This window comes from Halomonas sp. KHS3 (genome assembly GCF_000830495.1).
GTDB classification, from domain to species: Bacteria; Pseudomonadota; Gammaproteobacteria; order Pseudomonadales; family Halomonadaceae; genus Vreelandella; species Vreelandella titanicae.
Genome location: NZ_JWHY01000002.1, coordinates 1,030,073 through 1,046,809 on the forward strand (window position 1 = coordinate 1,030,073; position 16,737 = coordinate 1,046,809).

The 16,737-nt window shown below is 50.8% G+C and carries 10 protein-coding genes; 8 read left to right on the forward strand and 2 right to left on the reverse strand.

Translation table 11 applies throughout. The annotated features are described in order from the left end of the window. Positions 1–236: 236 nt before the first annotated feature. From RO22_RS06870 to RO22_RS06905, 8 genes are all read left to right on the forward strand, one after another. Positions 237–3,353 (forward strand): hypothetical protein, encoded by a 3,117-nt coding sequence (locus RO22_RS06870; protein WP_041157900.1) that lies wholly within the window; start codon positions 237–239, stop codon positions 3,351–3,353. Positions 3,354–3,518: 165 nt separating this feature from the next. Further along, on the forward strand, positions 3,519–4,322 hold the full coding sequence (locus RO22_RS23805) for a SapC family protein (RefSeq protein WP_152618896.1): 804 nt from the start codon (positions 3,519–3,521) through the stop codon (positions 4,320–4,322). Positions 4,323–4,535: 213 nt separating this feature from the next. Beyond that, on the forward strand, positions 4,536–5,138 hold the full coding sequence (locus tag RO22_RS06880) for a hypothetical protein (protein WP_041157901.1): 603 nt from the start codon (positions 4,536–4,538) through the stop codon (positions 5,136–5,138). Positions 5,139–5,248: 110 nt separating this feature from the next. After that, positions 5,249–5,461 (forward strand): DUF6447 family protein, encoded by a 213-nt coding sequence (locus RO22_RS06885; protein ID WP_027959613.1) that lies wholly within the window; start codon positions 5,249–5,251, stop codon positions 5,459–5,461. A 119-nt stretch (positions 5,462–5,580) separates the two neighbouring features. Further along, positions 5,581–5,979 (forward strand): GtrA family protein, encoded by a 399-nt coding sequence (locus RO22_RS06890; RefSeq protein ID WP_051430539.1) that lies wholly within the window; start codon positions 5,581–5,583, stop codon positions 5,977–5,979. A 5-nt stretch (positions 5,980–5,984) separates the two neighbouring features. Beyond that, positions 5,985–6,914 (forward strand): glycosyltransferase family 2 protein, encoded by a 930-nt coding sequence (locus RO22_RS06895; protein WP_051430573.1) that lies wholly within the window; start codon positions 5,985–5,987, stop codon positions 6,912–6,914. Further along, entirely contained in the window at positions 6,904–8,199 is a 1,296-nt protein-coding gene (locus RO22_RS06900; RefSeq protein ID WP_041157902.1) for a DUF6056 family protein, read from the forward strand. The genes RO22_RS06895 and RO22_RS06900 overlap by 11 nt, the downstream gene beginning before the upstream one ends. Positions 8,200–8,319: 120 nt before the next feature. Next, positions 8,320–9,303 carry an acyltransferase family protein gene (locus RO22_RS06905; protein WP_027959610.1) on the forward strand — a complete coding sequence of 328 codons (984 nt, stop codon included), beginning with the start codon at positions 8,320–8,322 and terminating at the stop codon, positions 9,301–9,303. A gap of 125 nt (positions 9,304–9,428) precedes the next feature. Here the strand turns inward: RO22_RS06905 and RO22_RS06910 are convergent, their stop codons facing one another. Both RO22_RS06910 and RO22_RS06915 read right to left on the reverse strand, forming a co-directional pair. Continuing rightward, complete coding sequence (locus tag RO22_RS06910; RefSeq protein ID WP_027959609.1) at positions 9,429–10,136, reverse strand: outer membrane protein; 708 nt, start codon at positions 10,134–10,136, stop codon at positions 9,429–9,431. A gap of 19 nt (positions 10,137–10,155) precedes the next feature. Next, entirely contained in the window at positions 10,156–16,068 is a 5,913-nt protein-coding gene (locus RO22_RS06915) for a DUF4347 domain-containing protein (RefSeq protein WP_052475548.1), read from the reverse strand. Between the last annotated feature and the right edge of the window lie 669 nt (positions 16,069–16,737).

The following is a 16,737-nucleotide window of genomic DNA, read 5'->3' on the forward strand; positions in this document are numbered from 1 at the left end:
ATGCCTTGGGGTGCTTGCATGCAGCAAACTTAATAGGCATATTACCGAAATGCTGGCTTGGGGAATTTAGCCAATTAATATTGGCTAATAGCAAAAAGCTGCTATTATCGCCTTGCGATATCGCAAAACCGCAAGCAGCAAAGTGGTGAGGTATCTGAGCTTGTGCTAACGTCTATTCGCGTGGCTCAGGACTGAAGCCCGACAACGTTGTCAAGAATGCAAGGAGTTCTATCTCAATGGCTATTACTGAACAGCAAAAAACGAACCTGTTAGGTGTTACATCTTTCATGTTCAACTTTGCCCCAGATCAAGCATCTTTCGATCGCTTTGAAGCAATTATCGATGCCGATCCCAGTTTTTATGCTTTAGGCACTGACCTGGCACGCACCGAAGCGTACACCAGCCAGTTCTCTGAAGGCGCCACTCGTGCAGAAAAAATTGATGTGATTCTAGGCCGCTTGGGCTTGGAAGAAGGTAGCGCGGGTTACACGCGTGGTTCCGACTTCATCAATCAGCGTCTGGACGACGGCATTCCTGAAGGCCAAGTGCTGATGGAAATCGGCGAAAAACTGCTTCAAGAGACGCCGCCTGAAGGCCTGGAAGGCGCAGCAGCCGTTCTTCGCAACAAAATCGCAGTGAGTGAAGCTTATCTGGAAAGCGGCGTAGAAGGTTACAGCAGCGATACTCTGCCTACTCTTTTAGCAAACGTTACAGCTGACCAGCAGTCTGTAGACGATGCGATTGAAGCTATTGAAGCAGAAGCAGGCGAAGGCCCGGACGTTCCCAGCAATACTATCAACGTTAATTTTGACAGCTCCGCCGAGCAAACTGGCAATAACTTCGAAGTGGGTGCTGATGGCGAGCTAGTGCCCCAAGTAGGCGGCACTAATAACATCCAGAATATTGCCAATGTTGGTAAAGCTGAGTGGGATGCTGCCGGTCGCCCGGTGACTAATTCTGCTGACTACACCTTCAACCTGAGCAATCAGCTGGGTGAAGAAGAAACTTACCAAGGCTTGTTCCTGAGCCCGCTGCTGACTTCCGAGTCACGCAACACCAACTCACAGCTGTTCATCGAGCTGCTGGATATCCGTGCTGCAGGTACTGCTGAGCCGCTGGGTAACCTGCCGATCGACGGTATTCGTTTCAATGTTGACGGTGAAGCGACTGTACTGCGCTCCGACGCTATCTTCGAAGCTAAAACCTACCCAGAGCTGCTGTCTGCTATCCGTGAAGCAATTGCGGATGACAGCGATCTCGCTGGTTTTACCGCAGAAATCGGTTCTAGCTTCACCGCAACCGACGGTGGTCAGCCGATCCCAGGCGCAGTAGGTAGCACCATTATCCTGACTGATGCTCAAGGTCGTGAGATTTCCGGTGGTTCTTTCACCTACAGCGATCAGGAAACTGGCGGCTTCACCCTTTACGGTGACCTGTCTACCGAAGCACCTGAGTCTGTTCGCGATCTGATCTCTACCAACCTTGATCTTGATAACGTTGGTTACGGTTCGCAAGGCGCCACTATTAACTTAGCGGGTCAGTCTAACTCCAACAAAGGTGTTGAAGAGTTCAACGTCGACGCTGAAAACGGCGTATGGCTGTCTCAACTGGCATCACGTGATACTGACAACAACGGTCAGTACCGTCAGCACTTGAAAGAGATCAACCTGACAGGCAGCGGCTTCTTCAATGTTGGTCAGCAAGCTGCTACTGGTGAAGGCGTTCGTGGTGTTGCTGAACTGCTAAACGCCTGGACTGTTAATGCTAATAACTCTGTCGAAAGCGGCGTTAATGGTTTGGGATCCATCACTGGTCTGGTCGACGTTGAGAAATTCAACTCCCTAGACTTCGACGGTGACGTTAAGCTAAATGCCTACATCACTGAAGACGTTATCGCCCGTGATCTGAATTCCCAGGACGATCAGGCTAATCCTGCTGACGATAACGTTGACTACAGCTACCGGACTGCCGATGGCGATGACCAAATCTCTTTGGTTATCCAGGAAGACGTGCTTCAGCGTGAAGACGCTCTGCTGAACATCAATGCAGGCAATGGTAACAACGTTGTTGAGACCGTCATTGTTGATACAAATGGTGTACCGACTCCTATTGTTAACCAGCAGCTTAACCAGGACTTTGGTCAAAAGCAGGTAACCATTAGCACGGGTACCGGTGACGACGTTGTACGCACTTGGGGTGCTGGCGATGCCACCATCAACACTAATGCTGGTAACGACGTTATTTACGCCGACAACTCTGGTTTGATCAGCCTGGAAGATGGCTCAACGCCATTAACTGGTTCAACAGATATTAATGGCAATGCTATCGAGCAAGTCACTCGCTGGGAGTTTAACTCCACAGCTAATGGCGCTCTGCCGACAGGCGTCTCTAACAGCGATGCTGGCCTGTCTAACGATGCCAACGGTGCTCCTCAGACATTTAATAATGCCTTCAAGCTGCAGGTGCAAGTAAGCTTCAAAGGCTTTGAGTCTGTATGGGTTGATGTCCCGCATTCCGAGACCCAAACTACTGCTTTACAAGTCAATCAGGCTATTAAAGATGCGGTCAACAACGACGCAGTTCTTCAGAACCTGATTGAAGCCAATGATGGCAACGGTAACATCCTGGATATCGTTTCTCTGATTGATGATAATAATCTAGAGGATCTGTCTATTGACTTCCGTCCGCCTCTGGCAGCCGGCGCTAATAACCCGACAGGTCGTCCGCAGCTAACTGCTGAGGAAACTGCTCCTGGGCTTGGCGATATCCAAGCTCGCTACAACACTGATGACATCGGCACTGCTGATAGCGTTGTTGGTGAAGTAGCTGGTGAAGCAAGCCAAGTTGAAAGCGACAACGTTATCAATGCTGGTACTGGTAACGATGTTATCGTTCTCGGCACAGGTGAGTTCAGCAACGATACTGTTAAGATCGACGGCGTATTTGATCGCAACAGCATTGTGAACTTCGAGTCTGGTGATGAAGCTACTAACACTGGCTACGATATCCTTGACTTCACTAGCATCCTTGGTGGCAGCGCATCTCTAGGTGCGAGCATCGCAGCTACTGATCAGGCCGTAGTAGTTGAGAACTACACTGCGGGTAACTATGATCGTGATGGCGTTACTTGGGCCAACCTGAATGCTGCAGATGTCGCTGCAGACTACGCTGGCGAATCAACTGCTGCTGGAGACACTGATAGCGTCTTGTTGGTACAAGATGGCGGTGGTACTGGTCAGTACAAAGCGTTCCACCTTTCCTCGGCTGCCAACAGCGAAGACTTCAATGTCGAGCTGCTGGGCATCCTGGACTTCGGTGAAACTCAGACCTTCGACGCTGCCAACTTTGCTTAATGCATAGCTGATAGCTACTCGAAAGAACCCCCGGCTTTGCCGGGGGTTTTTCGTTTTAAAGAACTAATACCTCCTTTCTTTGTCTTTATCATTGTGGAAGTAGCTTGGCTGAGCCCAGTGAGGCCCCGTTGCTACGAATGCTTGTTCGTTTTTATTAAGGATATTATGTCTCGCTTTATTCCTCTTTCCAGTGACCTTCACCAAGGTAAAGGTTGGCTTAAGCCGGCTGACCACAGCTACATCGCCGGGCAAAGCGCTATTCCCTTGGTGGCTGAAGAGCTGCCCCACGCACTATCCACCATGCCCACTGGTTTTCGTCAACAGCAAGACGGTAGTTACGAGTTAGTAGCAGTTTGCTCATTAGATGAGCAGCGCAATTTATTTGTTCATCCCGATGGGCGGTGGATAGGTAGCTATCGCCCAGCTTCGGTGCGAGCCTACCCTTTCCAGCTGCTACATAATCAAGAGCAGAAACAATATGTGCTGGGGATCGATGAAGATAGCGGTCTGGTGCTTGACAACGTAGGTGACCAAGGTCACCCCTTTTTTGATGAAAAAGGCCGGCCAGCAGAGCAGCTTGGTCAACTTATTAAGTTTTTAACTAAGTATGAGCAACAGCGGCGTACCACGCAAAATGCGGTCAATATGCTATCGAGTTTAGGGCTGATTATGCCCTGGAAGATAAACATGGCCACACAAGAGGGGGCGCCACTCCAGGCTCTAGAAGGGCTCTACCGCATAGATGAACAGGCGTTAAGGGAATTGCCAGTCGATAGGTTGGATGCTCTACGCCAAGTCAGTGCTTTCCCAATCATTTACGGGCAGCTGTTTTCTCAACATCGGCTTGATGTGCTTATTCGCCTATACGGGCTTCATAAAAACTGGACTCAGCAGGATCCGTCAAAAGTCGACTTGGAGTCGCTATTTGATAGCGGTGATGACAGCATTAGTTTTGAGTTTGATGATTAATAATGGCCCCTAAATGAGGGCTGGTTGAGTGTTAGTTGCCACCTACCGTAGCCCTCTTTGGTGGCGTTATTAATTAGCTACTTTTTATAAAAATGAGCGTGCGGTATTGATCGCTCCAAGCCTGAGCAATAGTCAGACCAGAAATATTTTTACCGATGACTATGAGTTCAGTAGAATGTTGCATTTATTTTTAGGTGACGAGCGTGAAACGTAATGCCAAAACTGCCCAAAAGCGTTGTTATTGAAGGCCGCCGATTCCCAACCTGGGCGTTAGGTACAAATGCGCGTAAACAGCTCATTAATTTAAATCAGGTGGAGGCGCACATAGAAGAACTGAAGGTTCGGCTTGCCTATCAATCCTCTGTGCGTCAGTTGTGCCAAGCGCAACTGCGCGAAGCCTTACCCCAACCGGTTGCACGCTGCCCAAAGCAAGGAAAGAGTACACTCCGCATTCGATATTTCTGGCATATTGTACCTAAGGCGTTCGCTGAGGCTACTCTCCCTTCCGACCCCTCGAAGCTCGACTTGCACACAATCAATGCAAGCAACCTGTATCGTGCTGGCGATCGTGTTTTACTGTATGTAAAAGGGTACGGGGCCGTGGGCTGGGGCGAGGTACAGGATGATGCCTCGACGGTTCAGCAATATCTATTGCTACGCCGCTGCGTGCCTTCATTATCTGCTGCGTTACCTGCTAGCGCGTTGAAGCCGTACGCTTTACGGCACCCAACACGTGTCACCCAGCGCTTGCCAGTGGGTGCTAATGTTGATGGGGTATTGAAAGCGCTGGCGTTTATCCCTTTAGAAAGTGAGTAATCACTGCCCTTGTAGCAAAGGCATCAATGGCAGTGTCAGGCGAAAGCCTTCCATCATAGCTGTTACAATGCTATATCTTTCTCGACTATTCATAAATGGAGCATTATCACATGGCGAAAGAAGATCCAAAAACGGTAACAATCGATGGTCATGAGTATAACCTTGCCGACTTATCTGAGAACGCACGTAACCAGTTGGTTAATTTACGTGTGACCGATCAGGAAGTTCAGCGGCTGAACCAACAGCTGGCAATTGCTCAAACCGCACGCACGGCTTATGCAAATGCCCTCAAGCAAGAACTGCCTGTGCAGAACACCCACTAAAATTGAATTGCTGAGCCTCTAATGTCGTTATTAGAGGCTCTAGTTTATCTTTGACATGCTGTGTAGTTTTCTCAATTCATAGCCCTTTGTCTTAGCTTCGCTGTTTTGGAAGAAGCTTGATGCGACGACTCGTCCGACTGTTCAACCGTGATGTGTTCCGGTTGTTTCGGTTTCTCATTGTTGGTGGGGCGGCTACCGTGACTCACATGCTGGTAGCCGCGTTACTTTTCGCTTACGTTCATAATCCCTCGCCCTATAGCATCAATGTTGTCGCGTTTCTGGTGGCTTTTTTGGTCTCTTTTTACGGTCATCGCCATATTACCTTCCAGACACGTGGCTCTATGCGACGCTTTCTGCTGGTGGCCGTAGGGGGGTTCTTGGTAAATAATGCCATCCTTACGGGATGCCTTGCACTCGGCATTGATGGCCTTGTCGCAGTGATTATCGCAACAGCTTGCGTGCCTGTGTTGACTTACCTCGCCTCATCGCTTTGGGCCTTTAAGACAGAAGAGAAATGATTCCTATGGAAAGCACTCTTTCCCTTATCGTACCTGTGTTTAACGAAGAAGAATCAATCGCACCATTTCTGGAAGCGATTGATCGGCATTTAGCAGAGCTTCCTGCAATCCTTGAAATCCTGTTCATCGACGATGGCTCATCAGATCGGACTATTGCGGAGATCAAGCGTGCACAACGTGTTGATCCACGGGTTCGGTATATTAAATTATCGCGTAACTTTGGCAAAGAGGCGGCAATGACGGCGGGCCTGGATCATGCTAGCGGTGATGCCGTCATACCGATGGACGTTGACCTTCAAGATCCTCCAGAACTGATCCACGAGTTCTTCAGGTTATGGCAAGAAGGGTACGATACGGTATATGGCATGCGCCGGGAGAGAAATGAAGATTCGCCAGGTAAGCGTGCTTCAGCAGGTCTATTTTATCGCATCTTTAATTGGCTTTCCCATACCGAAATCCCGGCCAATGCGGGAGATTATCGGCTGATGAATCGGCGTGTAGTCGATGCGCTTAAAAAATTGCCCGAGCGCAATCGGTTTATGAAAGGACTTTTTGCCTGGCCCGGATATCGCTCTATTGGAGTAGAATACAGCCGTCCAGCAAGGCATCTAGGCCAGACAAAGTGGAATGCCTGGAAGCTATGGAACTTTGCGCTCGACGGCCTTACTAGCTTTTCTACATGGCCGTTGCGTGTTTGGTCCTATGTGGGAATATGCATTGCGCTACTGAGCCTAGTATATATGACCTTTATTATCGCTCGTACATTGATGTTTGGGGTCGACTGGCCTGGCTACGCGTCTATCATGTCAGCTATATTATTCTTTGGTTCAGTTCAGCTTATCTCGATAGGTGTTTTAGGTGAGTATGTTGGTCGACTTTATATCGAAAGTAAGGAAAGACCTGTGTATCTGACGGATGACAGCGATGAAGATTAATGTTACGCGCAGAGGCTGTCTCTACTTGGTGCTTCTGTTGACGGCTTTGTTTATACAGGTTGCTGCTGGCCCCGCATTGAATTCTGATGATGAAATGTATGCAGCTGTCGCTAATAGTGGCGACATCTTTGCGTGGCTTGTAGACCGCTACTCGACGTGGTCTTCCCGGTCTTTAATTGACCTTGTAACGATTCTTCTGGTAACGCATACAACGTTGTGGATGCTGTTGAATGCCATCGTTATTGCAAGTATGTGCTTTGCTATTTCCTCCTTAGCTAGCAAAGATAGTCGAATTTGTTTAAATATATCTGCTTTGGTGATGGCTTGCTTCTGGCTAATCCCTGCTAACATGATGCATTGGAGTGTCTGGTGGGTAACAGGTTCCATTAATTATTTGTGGCCTGTTACGGCTTCGTTATGTTATTGGGCTGTTGTTAAGTACGGCATAATCGGTCAGAAACTGAGTGTTTCTACTATTGCTCTTGGTCTTATTCTTGCTGTTTTTAGTTCTTTTAATGAACAAGTTACGGTTGTGAACTTTGTAGTTCATTTTTTCCTCTTTTTTATATTAAGACGTGAGTATTTTTATAATAAAATGATTGGATTTGGTTTGCTGGCCAATTTTATTGGCTTTGCATTTTTTATATTGTGCGATGGAAATGCTGGAAGGATGGTTTTTTCCGCTAGGAACTACTTTCCTGAATTTTTGGACATGAGTGTTTTAGAGAAAGCATATTTTGGTATAAGTTTGGGTTTGTACCAGTTTTTCTATATTGGTAGCTGGGTTAGCATCATTTTTTGTGCCATTATAGTGTTAAGATATAATGCAAGGCTGTCTAAATATATAGCGACAGTTAGCTTGCTTTTTATTATGTTAACGTCTGGTTATATACTTGGCTATACAAGTTCTGACTTTTCCGAGTTGACAGGTAATATTGATTTTATAGGGGGGGTGTATCAAGTACCTTATCGTGAAGCATTTTCTCATGACTTTATCAGAGCAATGGTTTTTGGGATTTTTTTCTCTGGTGCGCTTACCTTTGCTCTTTTGGAGAATCTGAAGTTTAATAAGTCTAAAGTATATACGGCATTGCTATTTGTGCTTTCTTTTATACCGTCATGTATGTTGGGGTTTTCGCCCACCATGTATGTTTCTCAAGAAAGAGTGCTTTTTGCATCGGCGGCCATCATTTTGTTATTGATAGCTATCATTGCCGGTAAAACACGGTATAGCTGGCACTTGCTTGCTGCGACAAGCGTTGTCGCTTTTTTTACCTATTCTTAAAGTGTGCTTTTCCCTTGGTTAACACTAAGGGGGGCCGTTTGGTTTTGCTAGCTGCGGTGGAGGTGTTAAATCATAGTGATTGCGCTACACTAACAAATTTTTCCGCAAGCGAAAGGCTCAATGTCACCTTCTCTATTCAATGCGTTAAACTTAATAAAAGTGTTTGGTGCTGCCCTGGTAGTGGCATCGCATTACGCAAGCCAGTATTTCAATACACCGTTTTATAGCTATGGTACTGGCTGTTTTTTTGTTGTATCGGGATACTACGCACTTAATTGGGAGCGTAGCCGTGGATGGTACTATTTAGCAAAGCGGCTAACGCGTTTATACCCGGCTTTTCTAGTGGCGGTGTTGGCTTATTTATTGGTTCGGCAGGTGCCATTGGAAGAGTGGCCAGAGTTGATAGCACATCATTTGATTTTTTTGTTGGCTACCCCAGACCGCGCGACGGCATTTGCACTGAATCCTCCTTTTTGGTCGCTACCGGTTTTTTTTACTTTCTTTGCCCTGCTTGCTTTTTTACCCAGTTTTATACCTCGTTTATGGCATGTAGCCGCGTTCATGTTGATGGCAGCGGTGGCGGTTATGTTGAATGTTACTCAGTGGCGGGAAGGGTATGCGGAGTTGTGGGTGATGCCGCTACATTTGTACGCCTTCTGGTTAGGCGGGTGGCTGGGACACCAGGCCCACAAGCGAACAGTCGTGACACAGCCTTGGTGTACATGGGGAGCATTCGGTCTGGCGCTGAGCATCATCATCTGCGGGGTTTATTATCAAACCATCACTCAAACTCTATTTTGGGGTGAGAGCTTTGCCTATCGCGGGATGATGGTGCTTTTATATAGTGCGCTTTTCTGGATGGTCATTCATAGCAGGTTAGCGGTGCGTGATTCATCTATATTGGCATTTTTGGGTACTATCAGCTTCGGGGTTTATTTATTTCATAATTTGCCCGTGTATTGGGTAAAAGCGTATTTTTCAGCCGAGGTGGCAGTGGTTTTCTCGCTTGGAGCTTCAATTTTGCTAGCTTGGCTGTCGTGGTATTTCGTAGAAACGCCGTTTCAACGCTGGTGCAAGCCACGTCTTGCGCGCATGCACCGTTAAGTAAAAACGGCATTATCGCCATTGAGTGGCTCCCTGTTAGCCTAGTTGCCGGTTGAGCTTACTCTTTCAGAGAAAGAGTAGGTCGGTGGTGCATTTTCCTCTGCAGATGTTTAGACGCTTTGTCGTTACCAATGCCAAGTGAGTCCAGCACTGATAAGATCCAGATCAAACGCGGGTAGGTTGTCTGTTTCACCGGCATCAAAGTAGCGGGTGTAGCGTCCGCGCAGGGAGAGCTCCTCGGTGACGCTGAACTGCACCCCTGCGCCCAGGGTGGGGGCCCATGTGTGGCGGTCATCATTGATATTTGTTGTTTGGATCGGGGCGTTAAAATTGGTCACGGTGGCATCGTAACGCCGTTCATTTTCTAAATACGCAACCCCTGCCGTGCCGAGCAGCGATACGTGGGACGTTAGCGGCCACTGGCCTACTAGCTGTGCTCCTAAGCCACTCAGTTTGACGGCTTCGGTGGCATTTAGCTGCGCGGAGGCACCTTGTCCGTTGGTGCCATTCAGGTTCATGGTAGCTTGGTAGTCACCAAGGTCTTCGTAGTAGAACTCGACGGCAAATTGTTTGCTGAGCGCATAGCCTACCCCCAGTCGCCACAGGGTATCGCTGTCGTCGCTATTCACTTGGGCGCTGCTGGCAGTGGGGGAGGCCAGCCAGGCCGTAGCGGCGCGGTCAAAGGGTTGAGTGGAGAGGTCTGCGTAGCTTTTGCCGCCTTCCAGCAATAGGTAGCCGCTGGCATGCGCTTGGCCAACGGCTACACCACAAGTGATGCCTGCGAGCCAAGTAATACGAGGTAGGTTGCGTAACAAAGTAAGCGTTTTTTGCATGAGAGGTTTCCTTAGCATGTTAGCCCAGCTCGTTCCAGATCCAAGAAAAATCTTCTAGGCCAGGGGTTTGCGGGTTGAAAGGCGCTGCTGGTTCGGGTGGGGCTGGTTCAGGTTCAGTTGGCGGCTCCGGTGGAGGCGTTGCCGTTTGGCGAAACCCCAGGGCGCCTGGATCAACGATCACACCATCGGCGATGCCGTCACTATCAAATTCGCCGCCATCTTGCAGTATAAAGTCGAGCCGCAGTTTGCCATCTAGCTGCTCTAGGCCGCCCCCGAAGGCTTCACTGGCGAGGTTGACCCATTCTCCGGCAGCATTTTGTTTCCAGTAGCCATTGATTTCCAGGTCGCCATCTACGAATAGGCTAAACTCACTGATGCCGCCGATAGTGTCAGTTTCAGCCTCGAACGAGAGTAGCCCCAACGGCATATCAAGGTCGTCTGGCCTATCTTCCGGCGCATCCAACTGGCGAATATTGCGTAACACCAGCTCACTAGTGCTATCAATCGTATTATTGGCGGCCAGTGTGATAAATATTTCAGGGGCTCCGGCCGGATTCGTGATCGCGGTCGGTGAATTTAAAAACGGTAGCGAGGAAACGTTATCCTGCTCAACATCAGCGATGCTATCGCCATTGCCGTCGCCAGTTCCTTCGCCTAAAGAAGGTACGCGAGCTTCGTCATTGTCGGACACGCCGTCATTATCGCTATCTGGCTCGGGTTCAGGCTCAGGTTCTGGCTCGGGTTCAGGCTCAGGTTCTGGCTCGGGTTCAGGCTCAGGTTCTGGCTCGGGTTCAGGCTCAGGTTCTGGCTCAGGTTCTGGCTCAGGTTCGGGCTCCGGCACCGGTGCTGCTTCCACTGTAAGGGTCAAAGTGCCGGAGACACTTTCCACACCATCCTCGCCGCCATCAGCCAGGGTAAAGTCAAAGCTGGCATTGCCCGCACTGCTGCCCGCGGTAAATGTCACCAAGCCATTGTCGATGTCTTGTTGGGTAAACGTCTCTCTCGCGGCTAAGGCGGTACCATCGAGCAATAACGTACCGGACGTTGGCAGGGTGTTCAGTGTATAAGTGAGCTCATCGCCAGCATCATCCGGATCGCCTTCATTCAGGTTGGCCGTCGTTAATGTGACGCTACGGCCGGCTTTTACGCTGGGGCCCGCGTTGGTGGCGATGGTAGGTGCATTATTGACGCCTTCCACTGTCACGCTAAGGGTGGACGTGCTGGTATTGCCTGCGGTGTCTTGAATGTCGACGGTGACATCGGTGGTAAGCGTGTCACCGTGGGCAAGGCCTTCAAACTCACCATTGGGGTCGAAGCTAGCCGTGCCATCGGCTTCGATAATAAAGCGCCCGCCGTTGCTGCCCGCCACCGCGCTACTCAGGGCATCGGCACGGTCATTCACAGCGGTGATAGGGGCCGTGTCGTCTGCGCCTGTGTCGTTATCGGTGAGCTTATCGCCGGCTCCGTTAACGTTGGTCAGCAGGGCCTCCCCCGCGTCTTCACGTACCGTGGCCGTTGTATCGTCATTGGCGGTGGGCGCGGTGTTATCCAGGGTTAGCGCAAGACCCGCTGATGCGCTGCTGGTATTACCTGCGCTATCGCCAACCAGCGTATCGATCGTGTTGAGGCCTTCGCTCAGGTCGCCTTCGGCCAAGGTGAAGGCCCAGTCACCGCTGCCATTGGCGGTGGCGCTACCCACGCTGATGCCGTCGACACGTACCGTCACGGTAGCGCCTGCCTCGGCCCCGGTGCCGATGAGGGTGGGTGTATTGTTATTGGTGATATTGTCGTTATCGCTCACACCGCTATCGGAATCAGCCGCTAATGTGGGTGCTGGGGTAGCCGCGGGCGAGTTAGCATCAACCACCAACTCAGCGCTGTCGGCCAGATTTTGACTGCCGGGCAGCGTATCAAGGTCCGCCGCTACGCCGTTATCGTGGGCGACCAGCGTGGCACCGCCGGTCAGGGTTAGCGAGGCGACGTTAAGCCCATCGGTGTCCGTCTCACCCTCTTGCACCGTATAACGGCCACTAAACTGCGTTTGGTTAGCGGCGTCGCTATTGGTGAGAAGGATCGTTGCGCCGGTGTTGAGTGTAGCCGTTAGCGCGCCGCCGTTGGCAGTAAAGTCGACCGCTTTATCGAACGTCACGGTGATATCAATGCTGCTGCCCACCGCAAAGGTGCCATCGGCGGTGGGCGAGGTAATCGCCTGAATCGCCGGGCTGGTGGCGGTCACCACACTGAAGAGGTCGTTTTGCGTTACGGCGGCAAGCGTATTGCCCGCCGCATCCTGAGCATCGCTGACTCGCACATCCACGTTATTGATCACTTCATTGGCATCGGCAGTGTCAAAGGTGGCGATATAGGTCGTGGCATCCGTCCAACTGCCGGTGTTAAAGGTAAGAGTGTTGCTGGGATCTTCCGTTGGGAAGGTGATCGTGGGCGCGACGCCAGTATTCATCGCTTCGTTGAAGTTCAGCGTCAGGGTAAAACCGCCACTGCCGATCTGGTCGTCAGTAATGGTGGTGAGCGACGGTACAATAGCGCCATCCAGGGTGGGGCGAGCAGCGTCGATGACATCATCACTCTGGCTGATAGCAGTGGTGTAAGCAGTGGAGCTATTGCCTGCCGCATCGGATAGCACAAAGTTAACGGGAATATCGTCGCCGAGGGCGCGGGAGGTATCCCCCTCCTGTACCGTGTAAGTGGCGGTATAGCTGCCGCCGCCCTGATCGGTAAAATCGCTGACCGCTACCCCGTTCACCGTACCGGCGTCCAGCGACAAGCCTGGCTCTCCCGCGGTAATAGCGACGGTCACGGTATCGCCGATTTTATGACTGCTATCCGGTATAGAAACGCTGGTGATGACGGGCGCTACGGCATCAATGACGATGTCTTTGTTGGCGCTGAGCGAGTTGGCAGTCCCCGGTGTGGGCAGGGTGAGCTCGCTGTCGTTGCCTGCTGCATCGCGAATTGAGCCGCCATTGAGGATGATTCCAGCGTTGGTCAGCGCCAGATCACTGGACTCATCCCCCGCCTGGACGGTATACGCAAACGTCAGCTCGTCGGTACCTGAGCCAGCCACGTAATCTATGGTGCGATCCGTTGCCCCGGTTTCCAGCGTCAACTGCGGTGTACCGCTGACCGTCACGGCTTCGCTGAACGCTAGGGTGATGTTAACGGTGTCGCCCGCTTTATAAGTACCGTTGGCATTCGTCGAGGTGACATTGGTTACACTCGGGTTCATCACGTCAACGGTATGCGCAGTGCCGCTGGAGAAGCCCTCCGAGGCATTGCCTGCACCATCATTGATGTCGGTGCCGTCATTCAGGTCAAGGCGCAAGTCGCCTTCGCCAGTAATGGTATCCACAGTGACGGTGTAGCTACTGCCGGAGCCTGAAATGGAGGCGATATTACCCGAAGCGTTGCCGGTGGTGTTGAGTAGGAAGTCATCAATAGAAACACCGTCGACGTCTTCGCTAAAGGTAACGGTGTAATCCACTGAGGAAGCATTGGCTGCAGGTGAACCACTGGGCGCAATACTCGTAATGCTAGGGGCGATGGCATCGATCACAATATCTTTATTGCTACTCAAAGAGTTAGCATCGCCTGAGGCGGGCAGGGCCAACACCATGTCGTTACCTGCCGAGTCCTTTATAGAGCCGCCATTGAGCAGGATCTCGCTGCCCGCCAGCGCCAGATCGCTGGTTTCATCGCCTGCTTGAACGGTATACGCAAACGTCAGCGTGTTTGTACCGGAGCCCGCCGTGTAATCAATGACTCGGTCAGTTGCCCCGGTTTCCAGCGTTAGCTGCGGCGTCCCGGTTACGGTCACAACTTCACTAAAGGTCAGCGTAATATCAACGGTGTCACCCGCTTTATAAGTCCCGTCGGCCGTCGGCGAAGTGACGTTGGTGACGCTCGGCTTGACCAGATCAACGCTGTGAGCCGTACCGCTGGTGTAGCCTGCCGGGGCATTGGTGGCCCCATCGTCGATATCGGTGCCACTGTTAAGATCAAGGCGCAGGTCGCCTTCACCGCTAATACCGGTAACGCTGACCGTATAGCTGTCACCGCTGCCAGCAACCGCACTAATAGTGCCAGAGGCGGTGCCGGTGGAGGTAAGGGTGAAATCATCGGCAGAGACATTGTTGACGCTTTCGCTAAAGGTAACGGTGAAATCCATTGAGGTCGCGTTGGCACCGGGCGAGCCGCTGGGGGCAATACTGGTAACGCTAGGGGCCACGTCATCGACCACATTAATAGTAATATTTTCCGTCGAGGGGGTCGTACCATCGGTGGCTTGTACGCTGAGCGTATAGCTACCGGTCACACTGGCGTCGAGCTGGCTGGTATCGCTCAGGGTGATCTCGCCCGTGGAGTCATCGATAGTGAAGGCGTTGCCAGTGTTGCCGGACTTGATGGAGTAGTTCACTGGATCGTCGCCCGTGGTAGCGACAGTGCCCAGTACCGTGCTGTTATCATCGCTCTCTTTAACGCTAAAGACTTGGCCGGTGGTGATGGCCGGGGCGATATCGTTGACGGAAATGGTGATGTCTTGAGTAGCCGTGTTGTTGCTGCTTTCACCGTCATCGGCCTGGATAGTAAGGGTGTAGCTTGCGGTGGCTTCATAGTCGAGTGCGTCAGGATCCGCTAGACGAATCTCGCCGTTATTGCTATCGATCTCAAACGCGCCGTCGACGTTGCCAGCGGTGATCGAGTAGGTGACAGAGTCGGTTCCACTGCTATCGCCATCGTTGGCATTGACATCGTGGATGACGGAGGTGGTATCAGTGGACGTTTCGTCGACGACCAGGCCGCCTGGATCCGTATTTTCAAAAACGGGATTATTATTCGTGACAGCAGGTGACGCGACAAGGTCATCCATTTCGAGCACGGCGACGTCGCTAAATGTAATCCTGACTTCATCAACGTTGTCGTAGCCAGACTGAAAATCTATAGCGCCATAAGCACCACCCGCCGTAATTTCGTTGAAGGTGTAGTAAGCGTCTCCCTGTGTATCGGAGGCTGTAAAGTCAAGTGATTCCGCAGAAGTTACTGCGGCACCGTCACGGAACCCCTGAATAGTTGCCACGGGATTAGTGTCAGTTGTTGTCTCAGATATGCCAATGGCAACGGAGCCGAGATCGAATTCAGACCCATCGGTCGAAGAAAAGGTGAATTGACGAATATTTGGATTCTCAAAGTTCATCCAAATTACTCGGTCATTAGGATCCCCTGAATTATTCAAGTTGAGCGTGAAGTCTGAAGAGTTGGGGGTAGCTATCCTATCAGCACCATCCATTGCAAACGTCCAATCTCCAATGTTTATTGATGTAACAGGACTTTCATTGATAAGGCCTACATCATCAAAATTCTCATTGGATATTGCCAAGGTCGACTGAAATAGCCCCGGCGCGGGTGTAAAAACGGCTGTTTCTATCAGGCCTGTTTGGTGTTCCAGATCCCAATCCCCGCCAAGGTTGCTGGCCCCGGTTAGATCATCGGAAGCTGCTACGTCCGCCCCGGTTACCCGTGCTAGCGCCTCTACAAACCGCTGCCCTTGCTCGCCCCCGCCAACATCACAGCCATAAATAAGGATGTCTCCGCCTGGCTCTAATGCATCGCCCCATTGTTCCAGGAAGCTGGCATAACTCGGCAGCGTCTCGCTATCCAGTGTGCTATTGCCCAACGCTAGGCGCCCTTCGTTGCCGTGGGAAACGAGGTGAATCGCATCAACCCCGCTGCGTTGTGCCAACGCTTGGGCGATTTGTTCAACGCCGTTAGCGCTGGGGTCTAACAGTATGACCTCGGTATCGTCAGTCACGCCGTTAAGCAGTGTTTGATAATCGTCAACTCGGGGGTCGACGAAGATAACTTCGTTACGACCAGTCGATTGGCTTGGGTGCGTTTGGTGAGTGGGAGTATTCATAAAGAGTACACTCTTTAAGTTGTGTAGAGATTTGGTTATATGGTTGTCTAGGTTTTTTCTACGTCTTTTTTATATCGCTTTTCTAGACGGCTTTTCTTATACGGCGTCGACCCGGTAGTAGGCGGGTGGCAGGCCAGAGACGCCGCCGCCAATGATAGCGACCCGAAGCGCTGTAATACTTATCTTAACGCTCCTTGTGCAGTTCTTTACTCTAGGATCTTTCGAGAGCACGTCGCTGACAAGGGGTTGCGAGAAGTTGATACTGAAGTGATCCGTTGTGCTATGTGTGACCGTTCTAGTGATTTCGGTGATACCCAACTGATACTGTGATTCTGCGGCATCTAAGCTGAAATGCTGAGTATGACAGCCGTCACTGAGTAAGCGACACTGCCTGCGATTGATGTAAAGACGCTCACAGGGTGAAAGATGCATACATTGGATTTCCCTATTTCAACATTGCTGGATGATCTGGTCGCTCGATTAGGCCCATCTTCCCAGGTTCAGGAACACGTGATCGCGCTCTTCGCTACACCAAAAGGGCCCCGCTGCTTTGTGAAGTGTCCTAAATTTTTATTTAATTTTTTTTGTTTAGCTTATGCTTATTTAGATTTTCTCACTACTCACTACTTATACAGTTTTTAGGTTTCTTACTACGGAAAAACAGTTTAA

What these genes read in the sequence shown, in the direction of transcription:
- RO22_RS06870 (WP_041157900.1), top strand. Translation starts at nt 237, where the DNA reads ATGGCTATTACTGAACAGCAAAAAACGAACCTGTTAGGTGTTACATCT.
- RO22_RS23805 (WP_152618896.1), top strand. Translation starts at nt 3,519, where the DNA reads ATGTCTCGCTTTATTCCTCTTTCCAGTGACCTTCACCAAGGTAAAGGT.
- RO22_RS06880 (WP_041157901.1), top strand. Translation starts at nt 4,536, where the DNA reads ATGCCAAAACTGCCCAAAAGCGTTGTTATTGAAGGCCGCCGATTCCCA.
- RO22_RS06885 (WP_027959613.1), top strand. Translation starts at nt 5,249, where the DNA reads ATGGCGAAAGAAGATCCAAAAACGGTAACAATCGATGGTCATGAGTAT.
- RO22_RS06890 (WP_051430539.1), top strand. Translation starts at nt 5,581, where the DNA reads ATGCGACGACTCGTCCGACTGTTCAACCGTGATGTGTTCCGGTTGTTT.
- RO22_RS06895 (WP_051430573.1), top strand. Translation starts at nt 5,985, where the DNA reads ATGGAAAGCACTCTTTCCCTTATCGTACCTGTGTTTAACGAAGAAGAA.
- RO22_RS06900 (WP_041157902.1), top strand. Translation starts at nt 6,904, where the DNA reads ATGAAGATTAATGTTACGCGCAGAGGCTGTCTCTACTTGGTGCTTCTG.
- RO22_RS06905 (WP_027959610.1), top strand. Translation starts at nt 8,320, where the DNA reads ATGTCACCTTCTCTATTCAATGCGTTAAACTTAATAAAAGTGTTTGGT.
- RO22_RS06910 (WP_027959609.1), bottom strand. Translation starts at nt 10,136, where the DNA reads ATGCAAAAAACGCTTACTTTGTTACGCAACCTACCTCGTATTACTTGG.
- RO22_RS06915 (WP_052475548.1), bottom strand. Translation starts at nt 16,068, where the DNA reads ATGAATACTCCCACTCACCAAACGCACCCAAGCCAATCGACTGGTCGT.